The organism is Archangium sp. Cb G35, from assembly GCF_001896145.1.
Classification (GTDB): domain Bacteria; phylum Myxococcota; class Myxococcia; order Myxococcales; family Myxococcaceae; genus Archangium; species Archangium violaceum.
The window spans coordinates 128454-150596 of record NZ_MPOI01000008.1 but is presented as its reverse complement, the minus strand read 5'-3'; the positions used below and the strand labels follow the sequence as shown (position 1 = coordinate 150596).

Here is a 22143-nt window from a genome sequence, read left to right as displayed (position 1 = left end):
AAGTGTGCGGATGATTGCGTCGAAGAAGGGTGAGCTCTCGTTCTCTCCGGAAGCGCTGAGGGAGAAGTACCGGCAGGAGCGCGAGAAGCGGCTGCGTGCGGATGGCAACGCCCAGTACCGCGACCTCAGCGGCCTCTACGCGGACTTCGACAAGGACCCGTACGTGGAGCCCGGCTTCACCCGTCCGGCGCTGACCGAGCAGATCGACGTGCTCATCGTCGGCGGTGGCTTTGGCGGCATGTTGGCGGCGGTGCGGCTGAGGCAGGCCGGCGTCCAGTCCATCCGCATCGTCGAGAAGGGCGGCGACTTCGGTGGCACCTGGTACTGGAACCGCTATCCGGGCGCTGCCTGCGACGTGGAATCCTATATCTACATGCCGCTGCTCGAGGAGACCGGCTACATCCCCAAGGAGAAGTACGCCAAGGCGCCGGAGATCTTCGCCCACTGCCAGCGCATCGGCCGGCAGTTCGACCTCTACAAGGCGGCGCTGTTCCAGACCCAGATTTCGGAGATGGACTGGGACGAGAACACCCGGCGCTGGAACGTCACGACCACCCGGGACGACAAGCTCGCGGCGCGGTTCGTGATCATCGCCGGTGGCATCATGCACAAGGCGAAGCTGCCCGGCATCCCGGGCATCGAGACCTTCAAGGGCCACAGCTTCCACACGAGCCGGTGGGACTACGCCTATACCGGCGGTGGCCCCACGGGCGGAATGAACCGGCTGGCCGACAAGCGCGTGGGCATCATCGGGACGGGCGCGACGGCGGTTCAGGTGGTCCCCCAGCTTGGTGCTTCGGCGAAGCAGTTGTACGTCTTCCAGCGCACGCCCTCGAGCATCGGTGTGCGGGGCAACCAGCCGACGGATGAGGCCTGGGCCAAGTCGCTCAAGCCCGGCTGGCAGGAGGAGCGCATCCGCAACTTCACCGCGCTCGTCTCCGGTCTCGCGCAGGACAAGGATCTGGTGGGGGACGGGTGGACCTCGCTCTTCGATGCTTCCGAGATGCGCCGCGCCAGGAGCGCCGAGGAGGCGGCGGAGATCTACCAGCTGTCCAACTTCCGCAAGATGGAGGAGATCCGCGCGCGGGTGGCCTCCATCGTCAAGGATCCGGTGGCGGCCGAGGCGCTCAAGCCCTACTACGATCCGCTGTGCAAGCGGCCCTGCTTCCACGACGAGTACCTGGATGCGTTCAACCGCCCCAACGTCCAGCTCGTGGATACGGACGGCAAGGGCGTGGAGCGGATCACCCCCACCGGCGTGGTGGTGAATGGCAAGGAGTACGAGGTGGACTGCCTCGTCTACGCCTCGGGCTTCGAGGTCACGGGTGACTACACCCGCAAGCTGGGCTTCGACATCCGTGGGCGCGGTGGCAGGTCCTTGAATGACGCCTGGGCCGAAGGCCCGTCGACGCTCCACGGCGTGACCACCCGTGGCTATCCGAACCTCCTGATGATCGGCCTCACCCAGAGCAGCTGGGCGATCAACTTCGTCCACATCCTCGGGGAGCTGGCGCGGCACTCCGCCTACATCGTCGAGCAGAGCCTGAAGCAGGGCGTCGAGGCGATCGAACCGACGCAGGAGGCGCAGGACCAGTGGTGGGGGACGATCCTCGCCAGCCTCCAGAAGACTGGCATCGCCTTTGGCGGTGCCGAATGCACGCCTGGCTACATCAACAACGAGGGCCAGCAGCCTCACCCGCGCATGATTCGCAGCGCGGGTTTCGCGGGCGGCACGCTCGGGTTCATCGACATCCTGGAGAACTGGCGCAAGTCCAATGAGCTCTCCGGCCTGGAGCTCACCCGGGGAGGAAACAACCCGTGATGACTCGATTCCTCTCCAAGACCCTGGCGGCCGCGCTGCTGCTGTCGAGCGGTCAGGCGCTCTCCGCCCCTCCTCCCGCGTACCGGCAGGAGGTGGTGGTGGCCGCCTCTCCCTTCCAGGGCGTCCATGGGCTGGCGCTCGATGGCAAGGGGCACCTGCTGGCCAGCAATCTGCTCGGCCAGACGGTCCACTCCATCGACTTGAGCACCGGCGCGGTGAGCACCGTGGTGGGGCCTCCGCAGGGCGGCGCGGATGATGTGGCGCTGGGCCCGGATGGCTCCATCTACTGGACCGGTTTCTTCTCCGGCCAGTTGATGCGGCGCACGCCGGATGGAAAGGTGCGCGTCATCGCCAAGGATCTGCCGGGCCTCAACTCGCTGGCCTTCCGCCGCGACGGCAGGTTCTACGTCACCCAGCTCGGCCGGGGCGCGGATGTGTTGTGGGAGGTGGATCCGAGCGGGAAGAAGCCTCGGCGTCAGGTCCTCTCCGGGCATGGCTTCCTCAACGGCTTCGAGTTCGGCCCGGACGACAAGTTGTACGGCCCGCTCCTGATGAAGAGGCAGATTGCCCGGATCGACGTGGATACGGGGACCATCGAGACCGTGGCGGAAGGCTTCGGGATGCCGGTCGCCACCAACTTCGATTCGAGCCGCGAGAACCTCTTCGTGGCGGACGCGGCGCTGGGCCAGTTGGTCCGGGTCCGGGTGGCCACGGGAGAGAAGACGGTCGTCGCGCAGCTGCCCACGGGACTCGACAACCTGACGGTCGGCCCCGACAACCAGGTGTACGTGTCCAACATGGTGGACAACGACATCCACGTGGTCAATCCCGCGGATGGCTCCATCCGGAAGCTCGTCGAGGCGCGCTTGAGCGTGCCCTCGGGCATCGCCGTCGCGCCGGATGATCCGGACGAGAACGTGTACGTGGCGGATGTGTATGCCTTTCGCCGGGTGGGCGGGCGTGATGGGAAGATTGCCCAGACGACCCGTGTCCTCTCCTCCCATCTTGCCTTCCCGATGCACGTGAGCGTGGGCGCGAAGCACGTGGTGCTGAGCACCAGCTATCTGGGCGACATGAGCGGCGTGCAGGTCCTGGAGCGGGACTCCGGAAAGATGCTGCGGAACATTCCCAACAAGAACGGCCTCCAGGGCGCCATCGAGCTCCCCGATGGCACGCTGCTGCTCGCCGAGGGCAGCACGGGCAGGCTCGTCCGGGTGGATGCCACCGAGGCCGCGGGGACCACGGTGCTGACCGAGGGCCTGAAGGGGCCGGTGGGGCTCGTGGCCGACACGGACGCGAAGGAGCCGGGGGTGTACGTCACCGAGGTGCGCTCTGGGCAGGTGACCCGGGTGCGTCTCTCGGATGGGGCCCGGAGCACGGTGGCCAAGGGGCTGAAGGCGCCGGAGGGCATCGCCCGGCATCCCGACGGCGGATTGATCGTCGCCGAGGTGGGCCGTAAGCGGCTGGTGCGCATCGATCCTGCCACGGGACGCTCCACGGTCATCGCGAGCGGTTTGCGCATCGGACTGCCCGAGACCGGGGGCTTCCCGCCCGGGTACATCCCCACGGGGGTCGCCGTGGGCCAGTCGGGGACCATCTATCTGTCGTCCGATATGGAGAGCGCCCTCTACCGGTTCGTCCCCGCGTCGGCTCCTGTCTCGGGGAAGACACAGCCATGAAGCTCCAGAAGAAGATCGTCGTCGTGACCGGCGGCGGAAGTGGCCTGGGGCGGGAGCTCGTCTTCGCTCTGCTGAAGAGGGGCGCGAGCGTCGCCGCCGTGGACATCAACGCGTCCACCCTCGAGGAGACCGTCAAGCTGGCGGGGATGCACAGCGCCAACCTGGCCACCTACGCCGTGAACATCGCGGACCGGGCCCAGGTGGAGGCGCTCCCGGAGCAGGTCATCTCCCGCTTCGGGGCGGTGGACGGCATCATCAACAACGCGGGCGTGATTCAACCCTTCGTCAAGTTGAAGGACCTCGACTACGCGGCCATCGACCGGGTGATGAACGTCAACCTGTTCGGAACGCTCTACATGACGAAGGCGTTCCTGCCGCACCTGCTCGCGCGCCCGGAGGCGCACATCACGAACATCTCCAGCATGGGTGGCTTCCTGCCCGTGCCGGGACAGACCATCTACGGCGCCTCCAAGGCGGCCGTGAAGCTGATGACGGAAGGTCTGAGCTCGGAGCTGCAGGGGACGAGCGTACGGGTCACGGTGGTGTTCCCGGGAGCCATGGGCACGAACATCGCGGAGAACTCGGGGGTGATGAATACCCTGAAGATGACCGGCGCGGAGGCACCGCCGGTCAAGATCCTCTCCGCTGACAAGGCCGCGCGGATCGTCCTCGACGGCATCGAGAGCAACCAATACCGCGTCCTGGTGGGAAACGACGCCAGGCTCATGGATGCCATCTACAGGCTGCACCCCCAGCGCGCGGCGCGGTTCATCCTCAATCAGATGAGTAGTCTGTTGTCGCAATAGGAGAGATTCCCATGGCCGACCCCAACACCCTGGCGCTGCCCGACAACGCATCCCTGCTCACCCGCTTGAAGGTGGCGCTCCAGTGCCTGGAGGTGCTCAAGGACGACCCTGGGAATCCCACCTGCGGCCAGCTGATCAACATCTGCCTGGACCTCAACGTCTACGCCTTGCTCGTCCAGAGGCTCCAGGGCAGCGAGGAGGGGCGCCGCATGCTGTCCGAGCGCCCCTCCCTGCAGGGCGATGATCTGGACCTGACCGTGTTGGATCGCCTGCCCGAGGGAACGCTCGGCCATGAATTCGCGCGCTACTTCCGCGACAACAAGATCTCTCCCTTCAAGACGACGCTCGAGCTCAAGAACGACGTCGACTACATCGGCAAGCGCTACCGCGAGACGCATGACGTGTTGCACCTGCTGACGGGTTACGGCACGGACGTGGTGGGCGAGATGGAGTTGCAGGCGTACGCCCTGGGCAACCTGGGAATCCAGAGCGCGAAGCTCATCCTGGCGTTCGGCACGTTGGGACAGCTCAAGGAGCGGAAGCCGGGTTTCGGGATGTCCGCGTACCTGCGGCGGCTGAAGGCCGCGTACCAACGGGGCCGCGCGTCCAAGCTGTTCCTCGACGTCTGGTACGAGCACCACTGGGAGACCCCCGTGGCCGCGCTGAGCTCGCGGCTGTGTGCCCCCGCGGTAAAGATGAACTGACATACTTGAATTCCAGCTTATTGCTGGCATCGGGTTTGTTATTGAATATCATGCCAGGACACCACCCCCTGCTGGAGGAGCGCTTTGTCCTGGCTGCGTGCAATCGCTGTATCCGCGGTGTTGTCGTTGTGTGTCGTTGCCGGTCCCGCGTCCGCGGCGTCGTCCTTCCGTGTCGTCGACATCACCACGCGTGATGGCGTGACACTGAAGGGCAACGTCTTCACGCCGGATACGCCGGGGCGGTATCCGGCAATCATTTTCATCACCAGCTGGGCGCTGCCCAGCATCGAGTACCTCGCGCAGGCGCAGCAGTTCGCCGAGGCCGGGTACGTCGTGGTCTCGTACACGCCGCGAGGATTCTACACCTCGGGGGGCGCCATCGACACGGCGGGCCCCAAGGACATCGGCGACGTGACCGAGGTCATCGACTGGGCGCTGGCCAATACTCCCGCGGATCCGGCTCGCATCGGCGCGGCGGGTGTCTCCTATGGCGCGGGCATTTCGTTGATTGGCGCGGCCTTCGACTCGCGCATCCGCGCGGTGGCCGCGTTGAGCTGCTGGACGGATCTGACGTACTCGTTGTTCGGGAACCAGACGCGCCATCTGCAGAGCGCCGGGCTGCTGTGGCTCTCGGCGGAGCTCACCGGAAAGCCCTCGGCGGAGCTGCGGCAGGCCCTCTCGGACTTCTTCGCCAACCAGAACCTGGACGGCGTCATCTCCTACGCGCGGGTGCGCAGCGCCGCGACGTACCTGGAGCGCATCAACGCGAGCCGTCCCGCCATCCTCCTGGCCAACGCCTATGGAGACACCTTCTTCGGGCCGAACCAGCTCTCCGACTTCTTCACCCGGCTGTCGGGGCCGAGGCGGCTCGAGCTCCGCCCGGGTGACCATGCCATCCCCGAGCTGACCGGCATCCTCGGCATTCCCAATGACGCGTGGACGAGCACGCGCCGCTGGTTCGACCAGTACCTGCGCGGTGTGAACACGGGCATCGCCTCGGAGAACCCGGTCCAGCTCCAGATCCGGGGCGAGGGCTCCTACGAGTCATTCCCGTCGTGGAGCGCCGTCTCGACGAGCACCGCGCGCTACAACCTGAGCGACGTGCACTGGTGGAGCAACGAGGGGGACCTCGCGGCGGGCTCGCAGGCGAGCTGGAGCTCGACGATCTTCGCGGGTGATGACACCGTGGCCAACGGAGGCGTGGTGCTGCTGACGAACGGCGTGGAGGCCATCACGGGTGAGCCGCCCACGGCATGGATTCCGGCGGTGGACCGCGCGAACGCGGCCGTCTGGCAGTCGGAATGGCTGACGAGCCCGCGGCGCGTGCGCGGGGCCCCTCACCTGCGCCTGACCGTCACGCCGGGCAGCTCCGGGCAGACGACGGTCATCGCCTACCTCTTCGATACGGATTGGTCGGGGACGGGGAGCCTCGTCACGCACGTCGCGGTCACGCTCCGGGACGCCGTGGCCGGCCAGCCCCGTGTCCTGGACGTGGACTTCCCGGCGACGGCCTATGACGTTCCCAATGGCCATCGCCTCTCGCTCGTCATCGACACCGTGGATCCGCTCTACGCGGACAAGGCGCCGGCCTTCTCCACGGTGAAGTTCTCCTCGACGTCGAGCAGCCCGTCCTATGTGTCCCTGCCCCTGAAGTGAAGCGAGGCGTGCCGGGAGGGGGCGGAGAAGCCGTTCCAGCCTCCTTCCCGGCACGGCGAATCGCCTACTGGTCCGAGCCACTCCCGCCGGAGACCTTCGGCATGAAGTCCGCGGCGGGGGCGGCGGCGGGCTCGCGCAGCGGCGGCAGGCCCACGCCCGTGGGCAGCCACGTCTCCTGGAAGGAGGGCGTCCCGAGGTCCGAGGCGCGAATGACGAGCGCCGTGGACACCTCCGCCAGGACGTGGTCCTCCACCTTCATCAGCTCGGCGCGGGCGCGGATCGGCTCCTCCTTGCCGAGCACCGCCTGGGCCCGTGCGTCATCCAGCACGTAGAGGAAGGTGCGGAAGGGGCTGGGGCGCTCGCTCACCCCGGGGCCCACCAGCGCTCCCTTGCGCTCCATCCGCTCCGAGGGCATCGCCGCCCCGGGGCACCCGAGCTGCACGCGCACCGGCGCCTGGCCGAAGCCCGACTTCTCCCAGAGGGGATGACGCTCCCTCAGCAGGGCCAGGTCCGACTTGAGGGCGCCCAGCAGCTCCCCGCTCCGCTCCTTCAGGGACGGCGCCAGTTCCACGCAGACCTGCAGGCCGGTGCGCTCGGCCACCAGCAACGCGTTGTCGAGCATCAGGTGGGGGTGCTCGGACTCCACCTCCTCCATTCCCGCGCACCGGACTCCGAGGACCAGCATGCCCACCATGGCCACCACGTGGGCCACTTCCCGCCGTGCGAACATTTTCATGGCTTGCATTCCTCTCACCACGTGTTGGCGCGGTCCGCGATCCGCGTGACCGAGTTCTTGTCATTGGCCGTCGGGTACCAGACCGGGTCGGTGCAACCCATGCTCGAGTACAGGTCGTTGTGCATGACGCTGTTCAGGCAGTGCCCGTAGTAGTCCGGATCCTTGAGGCCGAGGATGTGACCCGTCTCGTGGTTGATGAACTTGCGCGCGCGGGTGTCGTAGCTGTTGACGTGCTCCGTCTGGAGATAGGAATACCCCCACTTGTAGTGGGTGTGGTACCCGTCATAGACGGCGTTATCGAACACCACGCAGCTGTAATAGCTGCCGCAGAGCGAGACCTCGTACCAGTCGTCCTTGATGTGGTACTCGTACTCGATGGTGGCGCGCGTGGCCGAGTCGTAGTCGAAGCAGAACTTCGAGGCGCGCCACAGGTCGACGCGCCAGTTGGCGGTGCCGTCCCAGATGGTGCTCAGCTTGACGAGCGTTTCCTCGATGAAGTTGGCCATCCGCGTGCCGTCGATGCTCGCGGTGCGCGACTGGACGCAATACTGCTCGTCCTGATCTCCTGGGCTGGTGCTCGTCCCGTTGTTGCCGTGAATCGTGGCGATGTGCAGCTGGGTTCCGCCCGTGTGGGTGTGATTGGCGTGGGCCCTGGGGATGTGGTGCCACGCCACCACCGACAGCACGGCCACCCAGCCCAGGCCAATCCAGCCGGGGGTTCTTCGGTGGCGCGGGGGGACTTCCGCTTGGGGGGGTAGAGACATGATGCGGCTCCTGGTACGTCGAGACGGAGTCGCATCTTCTCATAAATCGTGAATTTCGCGATAGGTGGGGTTTCACGATTTATGTCGGCTGGAGCACAGGGGCGCGTGAATCAGTGGGTGGTGCGAGCCCCCGGCCACAGGCGGACCAGCAAGGCCGCCAGTGCCGAGGCGGTCGCCAGCAGCGTCACCGCTTCCCATCCCCACCGGGCCAGCAGAAGGCTGCCGCTCGCCGCGCCGAGGGACATGCCGGTGAACACGCCGGTGAACAACACGGCGTTGAGCCGGCTGCGTGCGGAGGGCTCGAGGCCGAAGACGAGCGTCTGATGCGCCACGAGGGTCATCTGGACGCCGAGGTCGAAGCCGATGGCGCTGGCGGCGATCAGCCACAGCCGGGAGCCCGGCTCGAGCCACGGCGCCGCGAGCATCGTGGCGAAGGAGATGGCGGTGAGACCGGCGCCCAGACGCGTGACCACCGCGGGGCCGAGGCGATCCGAGATGCGGCCCGCTACCGGGGCGCCCAGGGCACCGGCCGCGCCAGCCAGGCCGAAGGCACCGGCGGCCGCGCTGCCCAGGTGGAAGGGGGCGCCATGCAGCATGACGGCGAGGGTGGACCAGAACGCGCTGAAGCCCACCGAGAGCAGGCCTTGCGCCAGCGCGGCCCGCCGCAGGGCGCCGTGGGTACGCCAGAGGGTGGAGAGTGAACCGAGCAGGGCGCCGTACGTGAGCGTACTGGCCGGGCGGAAGCGGGGCAGGCCGCGCCAGGCCACCACGCCGATCAGGGCCACGCTGGCGGCGGCGAGCATGTACATGGTGCGCCAGCCGAAGTGCTCGGCGACCACGCCGCTGATGACACGGGACAGCAGGATGCCGAGCAGCAGGCCGGTCATCACCGTGCCCACCACCTTGCCGCGCTGCTTTTCGGGTGCCAGCGTCGCGGCGGCCGGCACGATGTCCTGCGCCAGGGTCGCCGTCAGTCCGACGGCGAAGCTCACCGCCAGCAGTGGAAGGATGTCCGGGGCGAGGCTGCCCAGCAGCAGCGCTCCGCTCAAGAGGGCGGCCTTGATGAGGATGATGCGGCGCCGGTCGAAGCGGTCGCCGAGGGGCGTCAGCAGCAGGATGCCCAGCGCGTATCCCAATTGGTTGAGCGTGGGCACGAAGCCCACCGCGGTGTCCGAGGCACCGAGGTTGGTCCCCATCACCCCCAGCATCGGCTGGCTGTAATAGAGCGACGCCACCGACAGCCCGGCGCCCGCGGCCAGCAGCAGATAGAGGCCGGCCGGCACGGGCTCGCTGCCGCCCTGGTGGGTGGCCGTGGGCCGCGACGATTGGGCCGTCGTGGCGGAGGCCATCGGGGCCACGGAACCGTTTCCGGCGATGCTATGTACGGTACGAATGAGAGACATGATGTCCACCCCGTCGATTCGAGTCGAGGCAACTGTGCGCCAGAGGGGAGGGCATCGGTAGTAGCCTGCCTCGTACATTGGATATACGCTCCGCGTATATGCCTCCTGCCTCGAAGCCGTCCCGGCCGCGTGCCTCTCCCATGCGGAGGTCCCCACCCGCCGCGCCGGCCACGGCCGATCGGCTCGAGCTGATGCAGACCTTCATCCGCATCGTCGATGCCGGCAGCCTGTCCTCCGCCGCTGCGCAGCTAGGCACCACGCAGCCGACGGTGAGCCGCCGGTTGCAGACGCTGGAGCGGGCACTGGGGTTGCGGCTGCTCCAGCGCTCCACCCATGCCATGAAGCTCACCGAGGACGGCGCGCGTTGTTATGAGCGCGCGAAGGAGTTGCTGGCCAGCTGGGACATGCTCGAGGCGGACCTGCGCGGAGCGGGCGACGAGCCGGAGGGCCGGCTGCGCGTCGTGGTTCCCCACGCGTTTGGCCAACAACTGCTGGTGGGGCCGCTGACGGAATTCCTGAACCGCCATGCGCGGGTGTCGGTCGAATGGCTGCTGTACGACCGGGTGGCGGACTTCATCGCGGACGGCATCGACTGTGCGATTCACGTCGGCGAGGTGCATGACCCTGGCGTGGTGGCGATCCGCGTGGCCGAGGTGCCACGCATCGTCGCGGCCGCGCCGTCCGTGGTGGCGGGCGTGCCCATGCCCACCCATCCCGACGAGCTCGCACGGCTGCCCTGGCTGTCGCTGCGCACGTTCTATCGCAACGAGGTCTCGCTGACCCATGTGGACACTGGCGAGGTCCAGCCCGTCACCTTCCACCCGCGCTTGAGCACGGACAGCCTCTACGCCATCCGCAGTGCCGCGGTGAATGGCCTCGGCGTCTGCGTGGCCTCGGCCTGGGTGCTCCACGAAGACATCCAGCGGGGCCGGCTCCTGCACCTGGTGCCGGGCTGGCAGGCCGCGCCCCTGCCGATGTACCTGCTCTACCCCTATGCGCGGTTCTACCCGGCGAGGTTGCGCGCGTTCGTGGAGTGGATGCGGGAGAGGATCCCCGCGGCCGTGGCGGTGGCAACCGGTGGAGGGAAGAAGAAGCCGGCCCCGGAGAAGTAGTTCCTGGTGCTATCGCTCGAAGAACGACACCTGCTGGAAGCGCAGGCCGGCGAGGATCTGCTCCACCCGCGCGTCGGACAGCGAGCCAACGCGTTCACCCAGGCGGGACTTGTCGACCGAGGAGATTTGCGACACCACCACGACGCTCTGCTTGGGAAGGTTGCCCTCGCCGATTTCGAGCAGGACGTTGCCCGGCTCCGCCGCCCGGTGCAGGTTCGACGTCAAGGCGCAGACGACCACGGTCGTGATGCGCGAGTGGTTGAAGACGTCGTCCTGGACCACCACGTGGGGATGAGCGTAGCTCGGGGCTGGCCCTCGCGAGTCATCGGGCGCGATCCAGAACACGTCACCGCGGTTGATCCTCACGGGAGGTGTGCCCGTGGATTCTCCTGTGTTCGTCTTCATGTGTGCTCGCGACGCATCATGGCAGGGCGGCCCGGTCGTGAGGCTGGAAAATTGCCGGGCTGACGGTTCGCCTGACAGAGACGTCAGGGTGTGCAGTTCCTGGCGCTGCCCCAGGGCGTGGAAACCCGCGAAATGTTTGAGATTGGATTCTGGCCTGCCCATTGCTTCGGGAGGCGCGACCTGACCCCGTAGCAGGAGGCGACTGAATGAAGATGAATTTCTGGGTGGCTGGGACCGTGGCACTTGCGCTGGGCGCCGTGGGATGCCAGCCGCCAGCACCCGAGCCGGAGGAGGTGGCCGAGGTGACCGCGAAGCGCTCTGGCGACCTGGTCCGCAACCTTGGCTCCAGCATGCGGACGCTGAGCAATTTCTCGGCGCTCAAGCTGCTGACCGATGTGGCGTCCAGCGTCGGCGGTTTCGGCAACATGGGTGGCGGCGTCCAGGGCCTGTCCATCACCCGCATGGCGGAGGACTCTCCGATGCCGGTGCCGAGCATTCCGGATGAGACCACCTCGCAGGCGCAGGCCGCGCTGGTGGAGAAGTACCTGCGTGAGCGCATCTTCATCGAGGCCAACGTGGAGGAGACGAAGGGCAGCTCCACCACGTTCCGCATCACGGGCGAGGATCTGTGCTCGGATGGCTCGACGCCGGCGGCCCCCGCGTGTGTGGCCGAGGTGGACAAGTACGAGCTGCGCATCCGCGCCACCAACATGGGAGACAAGGGCCTGGACCTGGAGCTGCTCTTTGGCCCCAATCGCGCAGAACCCCTCTCCCTGTCCTTCTCGGACGTGCGGGTCGGCATGATTGTCGACCTGGGCGGCGTCAAGGACACGGTGACGCAACTGAGCCCCGAGACGGAACTGCCTCGGGTGATGGTGGGCCGCGTGGAGCTGGCCCTGACGAGCACGGGGCCGCGGGATGTGGAGTTCCAGACGTCCATCCTGGATGCGCTGAGCGTCGAGTGGGATGGGGCGGCGGGCGCGTATGCCTTCAGCAGCGCGAAGGCCTCGCCCCTGACCGAGATGAAGGTGTGGCAGAAGGATGGGGCGAACCAGGCCCGCATCGCCCTGAACCTGGGCACCACCGAGATTCGCATTCCGTACAGCGGCCCCGAGACCAGGTTCTCCGGCCAGCAGTATGTGGTGTCGCTGTCCGGCCTGTCGTACAACGTGGAGGCCCACGAGGGCCGTGAGGCGCTCACCCTCGCGCACGTTGGCCTGGGCGAGGCGCAGAGCTACCTGGCCCTGGGGGATCACAAGCTCGTCACCGTGGACCTCAACGCGCTGTCTGGCCGGCATTTCGACCTGCACGTCGAGAAGGGCGCGGATGGACTGGCGGTGCTGAGTGCGCGGCCTGAGTTCGATCTCTCCGTGTTCACCGATATGGGGCCGCTGTACGTGGATGAGGAAGGCGGAGCGTCCTCCGGCGACTCCGGGTCGAGCTTCAATGTGCGGCTGAGCGGCGGCGATGCCCCGAGCGTGCGCCCGGTGCCCGCCAACACGTCGACGGGCTTCCCCGGCGGACTGCAGGTGGTGTCGGGTGAGCTGTCGGTGACGGTCAACGAGTCGCGGGTGACCGTGCCGGCCAGCCAGTGCCTGGTGCGGCAGCGCGCCGGCAGCGAGCCCTCCACGGGCACTGGCTACGAGGTGCGCGACTGCCAGTAGACCGCCCGTAGGAAGTGGGGAGCGTGGGCGTTGAGTTCGACGCCTACGCCCTCCCAGGCTCCGCCCGCTGCACGGCCTCCTTCAAGAGAGAGGGCACATCCAGGACGAGCCCCACGCGCCCGTCGTCGAGGAGGGTGGAGCCGGACACACCTGGCAGGGAGCGGAAGAGCCGGTCCAGCGGTTTGAGGACGCGTTGGCCCTCGCCATACAACTCGTCCACCACCAGCCCGGCGAGGCCCCCGCCGTGACCCACCACGACCACGCTCTCTCGCTCCGCGCGAGAGCCCTGCGCACCGAGCACCTCGCTCAGCCGCAGGTAGGGCAGTGCCTGGCCACGCAGATTCAGCACGCCGCCGCCGGGCTGCCCGCGTAGCTCCGCTGGCAGCTCCAGGCACTCCTGCACCGTCTCCAGCGGCAGTACGTAGGTCTCCTCGCCTATTCCTATGGCGAAGCCCTGGATGCTGGCCAGCGTCAGCGGTACCCGCAGCGTTACCGTGGTGCCTCGTCCCTCCTCGCTGAGCAGCGTCACCGTGCCCCGCAGCGCCTCCACGCCGCGGCGCACCACGTCCATGCCCATCCCGCGTCCGGACACCTCCGTCACCGTTTCCGCGGTGGACAGCCCCGGCAGGAAGACGAGCTCCGCCAACTCCTCCTCCGTCATCCGCTCGGTGTCCCGCCCCAGCGCGCGCGCCTTCTCCCGCAGCCGCTCGTACCGCAGGCCCCGGCCGTCGTCGGAGAGCTGAACGACCAGCATCCCCGGCTCGTGCAAGGCACGCAGCACCAGCCTCCCAGAGGCCTCCTTGCCCGCCTCGCGCCGCGCCTCCGGCGTTTCCAGCCCGTGGTCCACCGCGTTACGCACCAGGTGCAGCAGCGGCTCGCGCAATCCCTCCACCATGGAGGTATCCACCTCCACATCCTCTCCCTCCAACACCAGCCGCGCCCGCTTGTGCTGGGCTCCTATCAGCTCCCTCACCGCACGCAGGTTCTGCCGGAAGAGGGGACCCATCGGAACCATCCGCACCCGGTTCACCTCCTCCTGCAGCTCCAGGTGCAGCCGCTCCGCCTCGAGGTGTACCACCAGCGCCTCTCCGGCCGAGCCCTTCGCCAGCACCTGCGTCAGCCGCCCTCGGGCGATGCTCAGCTCGCCGGTGAGGTTGGCGATGCGGTCCAGCTTCTCCACGTCCACCCGGAGTGTGCGCACGCGCCGGATTTCCTCCGGCGCTCCTTCGGCTCCCACCGGCACCAGCCCCGTCAGTCCTGGCGCTCGCAACTGCTCCAGCAACCGCTGGGCGCCCGCCGGCATCCGCTCCTCTCCGGAGCCGGAGACCGCGGCCGTTGCCAGTCCGCGCAGGTGGTCCACCGCGCACAGCAGCAGCGTCACCAACTCCCCGGTCGCCAGCCTTCGCCGCTCCAGCAGCGCCTCCAGCACGTCCTCCACGCCATGAACGAAGTCGGTGAGGGTAGGGAACCTCAGTGACATCGCCAGGCCCTTGAGCGTGTGCGCTCCACGGAAGACGGTCTGCAGCACCTCTTCCCGTGGGTGGGCCTCGAAGGAGAGCAGTCCCGCCTCCATCTCGGCGAACAGCTCCTCTGTCTCGGTCCTGAAGGATTCGATGATCAGTTCATGAGCGTTCTGCATGTGACCCTCAGGAGCCCCTTGTCAGCGGCTCCCCGCCCGTCGGGCAACGAGCGCAGTGGAGGGCCATGCCCCCTTGCGTCTCCAGCAGCTCGAAGAGGACATGGTCCGCCGCCTCGAAGGACGGTTTGTGTGGCAGGAGCTGGAAGATGGCGATGATGCCGAGCACCCGGCTGCCCAGTCTCAAGGGGATGCAGGCGCGCAGTGCCAGGTCATCGCTTGGCTCTGGCTCGGACACCCAGATCCTCCCCTGCTGGACCACGAATGCCAGAGGACCCTCCCCGACGGGGAGGCGCCGCGGGAGCCTGGCGTCCACCCCCATGCCCCCGAGCCATGACAACGCCGACGCATCCGGCTCGAGCTCGAAGACGGCGAATGATTCCGAGCCGAGGAGATCCTTGATGATCTCCTCGAAGGTGGCCATCAGCTCCGAGTTCGTCCTGGATTCACGCAGGCGGGTGCTGGCGGCGTACAGCCGGGCGAGGTCCAACATCTGCGTTTCCAGCCGTTGCCGCTCGGTGCTCAGGCGGCGCACCCGCGTGTGCAACGCTTCGTTCTCCTGCTGAAGCTCCCGCACGCGCTGGGTGAGGTGCTCCGGGTGCTCGGGCATGGCGGGAGCGCCCCTCTGCTCGTCTCGTTGCATCGCGCTCCTCCTCTACTGGTCCAGATACCGCTCGAGCTTGTCCAGGAACTCATTCACATTGAAAGGCTTGGTGATGTAGTCGGAGCAGCCGCTCTCGAAGCCCCGCTGCACGTTTTGGGGCTCGCCGCGGGTCGTGACCATGATGATGGGAATGTCGCGTGTACTCTCGTGCGCGCGCAGCGCCTGGCAGGCGGTGAAGCCATCCACGCGTGGCATGAGGACATCCATGAAGATGATGTCCGGGCGCTCGGCCATGGCCGTCTCCACGGCATCCTGCCCATCTCGTGCGGTGATCAACTCGTAGCCCCGGTCAGCCAGCAGCAGCTGGTGCATCAGCAGGACTGTCTGTGAATCGTCGACGAGGAGGATCTTCTTCTTTTGAGACATGATTGCTCCGACAATTACTCGCGAGGCGCGGACGGATCGATCTGGGGCCGCACCGCATCACCCGTGGACTTGCTCGTGCTCTCCGCCGCCGGGGCGCGCAACGCGGCGGCCGGCAGCACTTCCTCTGTTCTCACCCATGCTCACACCCGGAAGCGCTTGAACTCATGGTCCTCGCCCGTGAGCGGGGCCTGGGCGGCGGGACGGGGAGCCGGAGCTCCGGGGCCGTGGGCGTCCGCCGCGGCCTTGAGCGCGTGCGCTGGGGACGGAGCCTGCCCGCGGGGGGCTCCCCCCACCCAGGGACGGGGCTGCGGGCGAGCGCCGCGCTCGTGGCCGCCCTCCACGCGGAAGTAGGACACCAGCTGGGTGAGCGCCTCCGCCTGAGCGGAGAGCTCCTCGGCGGTGCTGGCCAGCTCCTCGGCGGATGAGGCGTTGCGCTGCGTCACCTGGTCCACGTGCTGCATCGCCTTGTTCATCTGAACCACCCCGTCGGACTGCTCGCTGGAGGTGGTCACCACCTCCTGCACCAGGTCCGCTGTCTTGCGGATGGCGGGGACCAGCTCCTCCAGCAGTTGTCCCGAGTGAGTGGCCACCTTCACGCTGCTCGTCGCCAGCCCCGATATCTCCTTGGCCGCTGTCCGGCTGCGCTCGGCCAGCTTGCGCACCTCGGTGGCCACCACCGCGAAGCCCTTGCCGTGTTCCCCCGCCCTGGCCGCTTCAATCGCCGCGTTGAGCGCCAGCAGGTTCGTCTGGTAGGCGATCTCCTCGATGATGGAGACCTTCTCCGCGATGGAGGTCATCGCCGCCACCGTCTCCTTCACCGCCAGGCCACTCTCCTCGGCGTCCCTGGCACCCTTCACGGCCATCTGCTCCATCTGCCGGCTGTGGTCCCGGTTCTGGGTGATGCTGGTCGTCATCTGCACCAGGCTGGAGGTGGTCTCCTCCACGCTGCTGGCCTGCTCGCCGGTGCCCTGCGAAAGACTCTGCGAGGAAGCCGACACCTGCACGGAGGCCGCGCTGAGAGTGGTGGCCCCCATCCGGACCTCCGCCATCGTTTCGGAGAGCTTCCTCACCATCTCCTTCAGGGCGAACAGGAGGCTCGTCCGGTCGTTCGCCTTCGTCTCCACGTACACGGAGAGGTCGCCTTCCGCCACCTTGTGCACCATCTCCGCCGCGTATCCCGGCTCTCCGCCGAGCTGCCCGGCGATCACCCACGTCGTGAGCATGCCGAGCCCGATGGCGATGGCGACGGCGGCGAGGATGAGGCCCAGGACGAACCTCCTGAATCCCTCGTACGACGCGGTCGACTGCTCCGAGAACCGCTCCATCGCCGCGAACTTGTGCGTCTCGAGCTCCTTGATGACCGCCTCGATCTCGTTCTCGACCGCCCGGACCTCCTTCACGCCCGCGTCGATGTAGAGATCCTTGCTCGTCGCGACCAGCGCGGTCAGCCGCCCGCTCGTCGCGAGTTGCAGGACGTCCTGCTGCTCGTTCCGGAGCTGGGTCATGAGCTGCTCCACCTCCGCGGCCTTGAGCTGCTGGACCGAATCCGAGCCGGAGATCGTCCGCTGGTATGCCGCGAACGCCTTCCCGAATTTCTCCCGGCTCGCTTCGAGCTCCGCGGTCCGATTCGCCAACCGCTCCGTGCCCACGTCCAGCACCACGTTTCGAAGGGTGCGGGACATGTGGAGCATGTGCACGTCCGCTTCGAGCAGCTTCACGAGGCCGATCGCGTGGTGCTCGTGTATCTCCTTGAGGCCCTCGTCTGTCTGCGCCATGCCACGCAGGCCTTGCATGCCGACGATCACGGCAAGCACCGTGAGCAGCCCGAATCCGAGCGTGAGCTTCGTGACGATCTTCAAGTTGCGAAACCAGTTCACTGTGAGTTCATCCTTTGGTGGGCGCGCAGGGCCTGCGTGATAGGGGGGCCAACGCAGCCGGCACCGGCCCGAGGATCTTCTGGGAACCCCCACTCATTCCGCGGCCAGCATCACACGCGCCTCACTCGATGAAAATTCTCCGGGCTCGCGGGTTACCTGCACCCCCGCACACCGACCCCTCCCAGCGCTGGGCGGCCACATCCCTGATAAGGGGGTTGCTCGGGCACCAGGCGGCGGAGGGGGCAGATACCTGAGCGCCAGCATGGCGGGGGAATGGTCCCTTCCCGCGTCCCTCGGGGTGTTTTCTTCGCAAGTCCGCTGGGTTGGAGAAATATCCGGCCATGAGCGTGCGGCAATTCGACATCGTGGTGATTGGCTCGGGACCGGGCGGCGAGGGCGCCGCCATGAAGGCCGCCAAGTCCGGCAAGCGGGTGTGCATGGTGGAGCGGCTGCCGCTGGTGGGTGGTGCCTGCACCCATACCGCCACCATTCCCTCCAAGGCCCTGCGTCACGCCATCCAGCGCCTGGTGGACGTGCAGGTGGACCATCCGGACCTGCGCATCGAGCTGGCCAAGAGCTGGAAGTTCAAGGACATGATGCGGACGGCCTCGTCCGTGGTGTCACGCCAGGTGCGGCTGCGCACGACCTTCTACGAGCGCAACCGGGTGGAGCTGGTGGTGGGCCAGGCGCGCTTCCTGGATGCCTCCACCGTCGAGGTCAGCGAGCCCCGCGGCGCCAGCGAGCTGTTGTCCGCCAAGGCCTTCGTGGTGGCCACGGGCTCGCGTCCCTACCGCCCGCCGGATCTGGACTTCAAACACCCGCGTATCTTCGACTCGGACACCATCCTCACGCTGGGCGAGACGCCGCTGACGATGATCATCTACGGCGCGGGCGTCATCGGCTGCGAGTACGCCTCCATGTTCCGCATGCTGGGCGTGAAGGTGGACCTCATCAACACACGCGGGCGGCTGCTGTCCTTCCTGGACGATGAGATCTCCGACGCGCTCTCCTACCACCTGCGCGAGCAGGGCGTGCTCATCCGTCACGAGGAGCAGATGGAAAAGGTGGAGACGCGCGACGACGGGGTGGTGCTGCACCTCAAGAGCGGCAAGCGGCTGAAGGCAGACATCTTCCTGTGGGCCAACGGGCGCACGGGCAACACCCAGGACCTGGGGCTCGAGGCGCTGGGCATCCAGACGGACTCGCGCGGCAACATTCCCATCAACGACGCGTACCAGACGGCCGTGCCCCACATCTACGCGGTGGGGGACGTGGTGGGCAGCCCCTCGCTGGCCAGCGCCTCGTACGACCAGGGGCGTTTCGCCGCCACGCACATCGTCGAGGGGAGGCTGGAGATCAAGCTGGTGAAGGACATCCCCACCGGCATCTACACCAGCCCGGAGATCAGCAGCCTGGGGCGCACCGAGCAGGAGCTCACGCGGGATGGCGTGCCCTACGAGGTGGGGCATGCCTTCTTCAAGAGCCTGGCGCGCGCGCAAATCACGGGCCGCACGGTGGGGATGCTCAAGATGCTCTTCCACCGCGAGACGCGGGAGATCCTCGGCATCCACTGCTTCGGGGACAACGCCTCGGAGATCATCCACATCGGCCAGGCCATCATGGCGCAGGAGGGGCCGGGCAACTCCATCGACTACTTCATCAACACCACCTTCAATTATCCCACCATGGCCGAGGCGTACCGGGTGGCCGCGCTCAACGGGCTCAACCGCCTGTTCTGACGGTGGGCCCCTCCGCTCCTGGGCAATACCCCGTCTGGCTCTATTGCAGGCGTACCTTCAGGTGCTCCTCGGCGGCGTTGGGCCGTCCCAGGAAGGCATCGAGCAGGCGTTCCTCGACGGAATCCTGCTCCCAGACCGCGGCACGTTCGAGTCCCATGCATTCCTGGGGCTCGGCAGCTCTCCTGTTACCCGCCGTGTCGAAGATGGTGCAGCGACGGAAGTCTCCCACGTCCTGCCTGAACTGAACGATTGGCTGAGCCAGGTGCTCCTCGAGCGCTTTCCATCCGATGCGCTCCCACGCATTCAGAGCCATCAGGTTGACGGCAATCTTGAAGAGGACGGGCTTTGACGAAACCCTGTCCAGATCAGAGTCCGGTTCCGTGGTCCTGTGGTTGTAGAAGGCCACATGGGGTGGTTCGAGCAATCGCCCGTACCCAAAGGAGCCATCGGCGAGCGCCAGTCTGACAAACGTGCCTGTCTTGTGTTTCGGATTGCCCAACGCTCAGTCTCCGGTATAGGGGTGGAGTTGCCCCCAATGCTTCGTGGCGGCGTCGTGGAACAGCCTGCCCAGAGGGTTGTCTTTCGCCACGCCGCGTTGGAGGTTCTCGGTGCGATACGGTGCCTGGTGATCGGACTGGGCGCCCCCGTGTAAGTCGATCAACTGCTGCTCCCTTCCGCGGATTCGCCAGTAGGCGACGTCGCCATATCTGTTCGCGTAGTTGACCGCGATTCCGACATCGAACTCGTCGCGCACGGCTGGCAGGAACCCAGCGCTTTTCGGTTCATCATTTTCGTCTTGATTGACGTGATGGTTCAGGTCACGTGAGGCAACAGCCAAGTCGGCCTGTGCCTCCAGGTCCTTGTTCAGGTCAATGACCATGCTTGTCCGGCCCGAGTAGGAGCGTCGGGTTGCTTTGCTGAGTTTCGTGTAGGTCACATAGATACGACCCAGACGCCTCGTGCCGCTGTCTTTTCTGGCGCGTGTACCTGGCCCGGGATGCGTGTGAGGCTCGGATGTCGTTTTCTGCTCAGGGGAGTGCGCCAGTGTGCCCTGGTTCACGCTGCTCCTGGGTGCATAGCAGCCTTGGATCCACCCCTGAAGGTCGCCGAAGTGCGTGCCGTAGAACGTGTCGGCGATATCGAGTGGCGTTTGCCTCCCCTCCAGGGTCGCCTTGATGGTCAAACAGACCAGGACCACGCTACCGCCCGCCGCCAGCAGCGCGCCGCCTGCCACGAGGGTTTTGCCCGTGGCGGTACCCGTTGCTGCTTCCGCCGCGGTCGTGGCACCTTGGGGTACCAGGCGGAGCACTGCGCTTGGAAGGCCATTGCCCAGACCCTCGCCGGCAATTTCCCGGAGAGGTGTGGATGGAGCGGGGGCCTGCGGCCTCACGGGCAGTCCCAACCCGAGCATGTCCCGACCAGTGCCGGGACGGACGCCGCGTGTAGTGGCGCTGCACCCCGCGAGGAACATGGACAGCAGCAGCACGACCCAACGCGACATGCGGACCCTCACCCAGCAGGGGGGGGCGAGGATCGCACGACCCAGTCTTCCCTAGGTACCTATCATCCCACTTTGGCCGAGGCGTACCGGGTGGTCGTGCTCAACGGGCTCAACCGCCTGTTCTGACGGTGGGCCCCTCTCCTGGGACTCCGGCCCGGGTGTTTTCGGGGCGAGCCTCGGGTAGTAGAGGGGAACGGGTGCGTGAGGTGCACACCCGATGACTCCGAGGCACGGCATGCGGGAAGGCAACGGTGAGGGGGAGCTGAGTCCAGCGGTGGTGGAGTCGCTGGTGGGGAACCACCGGCGCTTCTTGAGTTTCCTCGAGCGGCGGGTGGGCAGCCGGGCCCAGGCCGAGGAACTCCTCCAGTCCGCCTATGTGCGCACGCTGGAGAAGGGCGGCGAGCTGGAGGAGGGCGAGGGCGCGGTCGCCTGGTTCTACCGGTTGCTGCGCAACGCGCTTGTGGACCACTACCGCCGGCAGGGCGCCGAGGGCCGGGCCCTGGAGCGCGAGGCGCGCGAGGTCTCCGAGCTGGGGCCGGATCCCGAACTGACCCAGACGGTCTGCGCGTGCATCCATGACCTGCTGCCCGCGTTGAAGCCCGAGTACGCGGAGATGGTGCGGCAGGTGGACCTGGAGGGGCGCGGGGTGCCCGAGGTGGCCCGGGAGGCGGGCATCACCACGAACAACGCCGGGGTGAGGCTGCACCGGGCGCGGCAGGCCCTCAAGAAGCAACTGGAGCGCAGTTGCGGCACCTGCGCGGCGCACGGGTGTCTGGACTGCACGTGTGGCAAGCCGGGCGGGGGCTGCAAGCCGTCCGCGTGACGGTGGGCCTCAGGGCTGGAGGGCGCCGGCGACGCGCTCGCTCCCCATGTCGAAGTTGCGGAAGCCGGTGCAGGGCTGTTTGAGCTTCAGCATGTACGGCAGCGAGCGCCACGTCATCCGCGTCCAGGCCACCACGCGCCTCAAGGCGGACGGCTGGAGCGACAGGGCGGGCGCCGGTTCCAGTACATCCAGGGGCACGTAGCGCAGCGTGTACCGGCCCAGGCCCTCGAGCTCCTCCTGGAGGGACAGGGCCTGCTCCCGCAGCCCGGGCGCGAGCTGACGGGCCAGCGTCTCCGTCATCAGCACGTACTCGCGGATGGGCACCGAGTTCTTCAGCATCCGGTGGACGACGATGACGTCCACGCCGCCCAGCTCGGTGAAGCGCTTCACCCGCTGGAAGGCGACCTCGCCCTGGTGCACGACGAACTTGAGGGTGAGCTGCTCCACCTGGGTGCAGCCCTCGCAGGTGCAGGAGCGGTCGATGCGCAGCAGCTCCTTGCGGCGCTCGAAGGCCGCTCGGATGGCGGTGACCGCCGGCGTCACGTCCACCCGGGCGTCCTCGGACAGCGGGGCGTAGAAGAAGGCCGCGTCGCCCTCGAGCTTGGCCAGCTCGAGCGGCGAGGCCGCGCCGTCGATCACCGCCTCCAGCAGTTGGCTCACCATGTCATGGGCATGGGCCAGGTTGATGGCGTGCGTCTTGAGGAAGCGCGTGTATCCGCCGATATCCGCGATGAGGAGCAGGGCGCGCTGAATGGCCATGGTGGGGTCGGTATCAATGGAGGGGGG

Annotated in this window: 20 protein-coding genes; 9 read left to right on the top strand and 11 right to left on the bottom strand. The window is 67.3% G+C overall.

Annotated features, from left to right (window positions below):
- Positions 1 to 10 precede the first annotated feature (10 nt).
- From BO221_RS24750 to BO221_RS24730, 5 genes are all read left to right on the top strand, one after another.
- Positions 11 to 1822: an NAD(P)/FAD-dependent oxidoreductase gene (locus BO221_RS24750; RefSeq protein WP_198956179.1), complete on the top strand. Its 1812-nt coding sequence runs from the start codon at positions 11 to 13 to the stop codon at positions 1820 to 1822.
- On the top strand, positions 1822 to 3501 hold the full coding sequence (locus BO221_RS24745; protein ID WP_073562967.1) for a gluconolaconase: 1680 nt from the start codon (positions 1822 to 1824) through the stop codon (positions 3499 to 3501). The genes BO221_RS24750 and BO221_RS24745 overlap by 1 nt, the downstream gene beginning before the upstream one ends.
- The gene (locus tag BO221_RS24740; RefSeq protein ID WP_073562966.1) at positions 3498 to 4307 is read left to right on the top strand and encodes an SDR family oxidoreductase; all 810 of its coding nucleotides are present in this window, start codon (positions 3498 to 3500) and stop codon (positions 4305 to 4307) included. Before BO221_RS24745 ends, BO221_RS24740 begins: the two co-directional genes overlap by 4 nt.
- Positions 4308 to 4318: 11 nt before the next feature.
- The gene (locus BO221_RS24735; RefSeq protein WP_073562965.1) at positions 4319 to 5011 is read left to right on the top strand and encodes a Coq4 family protein; all 693 of its coding nucleotides are present in this window, start codon (positions 4319 to 4321) and stop codon (positions 5009 to 5011) included.
- An 84-nt stretch (positions 5012 to 5095) separates the two neighbouring features.
- Positions 5096 to 6667: a CocE/NonD family hydrolase gene (locus tag BO221_RS24730; protein ID WP_073562964.1), complete on the top strand. Its 1572-nt coding sequence runs from the start codon at positions 5096 to 5098 to the stop codon at positions 6665 to 6667.
- 64 nt (positions 6668 to 6731) lie between these two features.
- Here the strand turns inward: BO221_RS24730 and BO221_RS24725 are convergent, their stop codons facing one another.
- The 3 genes from BO221_RS24725 to BO221_RS24715 all read right to left on the bottom strand — a co-directional run bounded on the left by BO221_RS24725 (position 6732) and on the right by BO221_RS24715 (position 9516).
- The gene (locus BO221_RS24725) at positions 6732 to 7403 is read right to left on the bottom strand and encodes a hypothetical protein (RefSeq protein WP_073562963.1); all 672 of its coding nucleotides are present in this window, start codon (positions 7401 to 7403) and stop codon (positions 6732 to 6734) included.
- A 14-nt stretch (positions 7404 to 7417) separates the two neighbouring features.
- Positions 7418 to 8167, bottom strand: a complete 750-nt coding sequence (locus tag BO221_RS24720; RefSeq protein WP_073562962.1) for a hypothetical protein — start codon at positions 8165 to 8167, stop codon at positions 7418 to 7420.
- A 110-nt stretch (positions 8168 to 8277) separates the two neighbouring features.
- Positions 8278 to 9516: an MFS transporter gene (locus BO221_RS24715; protein WP_073562961.1), complete on the bottom strand. Its 1239-nt coding sequence runs from the start codon at positions 9514 to 9516 to the stop codon at positions 8278 to 8280.
- 194 nt (positions 9517 to 9710) lie between these two features.
- Between BO221_RS24715 and BO221_RS24710 the strand changes: the two genes are divergently transcribed.
- Positions 9711 to 10682 (top strand): LysR family transcriptional regulator, encoded by a 972-nt coding sequence (locus BO221_RS24710; protein ID WP_073562960.1) that lies wholly within the window; start codon positions 9711 to 9713, stop codon positions 10680 to 10682.
- Between the two features lie 9 nt (positions 10683 to 10691).
- Here the strand turns inward: BO221_RS24710 and BO221_RS24705 are convergent, their stop codons facing one another.
- The gene (locus BO221_RS24705; RefSeq protein WP_073562959.1) at positions 10692 to 11087 is read right to left on the bottom strand and encodes a type II toxin-antitoxin system PemK/MazF family toxin; all 396 of its coding nucleotides are present in this window, start codon (positions 11085 to 11087) and stop codon (positions 10692 to 10694) included.
- Positions 11088 to 11293: 206 nt separating this feature from the next.
- Between BO221_RS24705 and BO221_RS24700 the strand changes: the two genes are divergently transcribed.
- A complete protein-coding gene (locus BO221_RS24700) occupies positions 11294 to 12751 on the top strand; it encodes a hypothetical protein (protein WP_073562958.1) in 1458 nt (485 codons plus the stop codon).
- A gap of 43 nt (positions 12752 to 12794) precedes the next feature.
- On the opposite strand, the gene BO221_RS24695 is transcribed toward BO221_RS24700, so the two are convergent.
- The 4 genes from BO221_RS24695 to BO221_RS24680 all read right to left on the bottom strand — a co-directional run bounded on the left by BO221_RS24695 (position 12795) and on the right by BO221_RS24680 (position 17294).
- Positions 12795 to 14390, bottom strand: coding sequence for a chemotaxis protein CheA (locus tag BO221_RS24695; protein ID WP_073562957.1), 1596 nt, complete (start codon positions 14388 to 14390; stop codon positions 12795 to 12797).
- A gap of 7 nt (positions 14391 to 14397) precedes the next feature.
- Positions 14398 to 15030, bottom strand: a complete 633-nt coding sequence (locus BO221_RS24690; RefSeq protein ID WP_073562956.1) for a GAF domain-containing protein — start codon at positions 15028 to 15030, stop codon at positions 14398 to 14400.
- A 12-nt stretch (positions 15031 to 15042) separates the two neighbouring features.
- The gene (locus BO221_RS24685) at positions 15043 to 15417 is read right to left on the bottom strand and encodes a response regulator (RefSeq protein ID WP_073562955.1); all 375 of its coding nucleotides are present in this window, start codon (positions 15415 to 15417) and stop codon (positions 15043 to 15045) included.
- A 140-nt stretch (positions 15418 to 15557) separates the two neighbouring features.
- Entirely contained in the window at positions 15558 to 17294 is a 1737-nt protein-coding gene (locus tag BO221_RS24680) for a methyl-accepting chemotaxis protein (protein WP_073562954.1), read from the bottom strand.
- A 341-nt stretch (positions 17295 to 17635) separates the two neighbouring features.
- On the opposite strand from BO221_RS24680, the gene sthA reads away from it, so the two are divergent.
- On the top strand, positions 17636 to 19033 hold the full coding sequence (gene sthA / locus BO221_RS24675; RefSeq protein ID WP_073562953.1) for a Si-specific NAD(P)(+) transhydrogenase: 1398 nt from the start codon (positions 17636 to 17638) through the stop codon (positions 19031 to 19033).
- 40 nt (positions 19034 to 19073) lie between these two features.
- Here sthA and BO221_RS24670 read toward each other — a convergent pair whose 3' ends face one another.
- Both BO221_RS24670 and BO221_RS24665 read right to left on the bottom strand, forming a co-directional pair.
- On the bottom strand, positions 19074 to 19532 hold the full coding sequence (locus BO221_RS24670; RefSeq protein ID WP_073562952.1) for an Imm26 family immunity protein: 459 nt from the start codon (positions 19530 to 19532) through the stop codon (positions 19074 to 19076).
- Between the two features lie 3 nt (positions 19533 to 19535).
- Entirely contained in the window at positions 19536 to 20534 is a 999-nt protein-coding gene (locus BO221_RS24665) for a hypothetical protein (protein WP_143195657.1), read from the bottom strand.
- A gap of 217 nt (positions 20535 to 20751) precedes the next feature.
- Here BO221_RS24665 and BO221_RS24660 point away from each other — a divergent pair, with 217 nt between their 5' ends.
- Entirely contained in the window at positions 20752 to 21357 is a 606-nt protein-coding gene (locus BO221_RS24660) for an RNA polymerase sigma factor (RefSeq protein WP_083681327.1), read from the top strand.
- Positions 21358 to 21366: 9 nt separating this feature from the next.
- On the opposite strand, the gene BO221_RS24655 is transcribed toward BO221_RS24660, so the two are convergent.
- Positions 21367 to 22116, bottom strand: a complete 750-nt coding sequence (locus tag BO221_RS24655) for a DUF2652 domain-containing protein (RefSeq protein ID WP_073562949.1) — start codon at positions 22114 to 22116, stop codon at positions 21367 to 21369.
- Between the last annotated feature and the right edge of the window lie 27 nt (positions 22117 to 22143).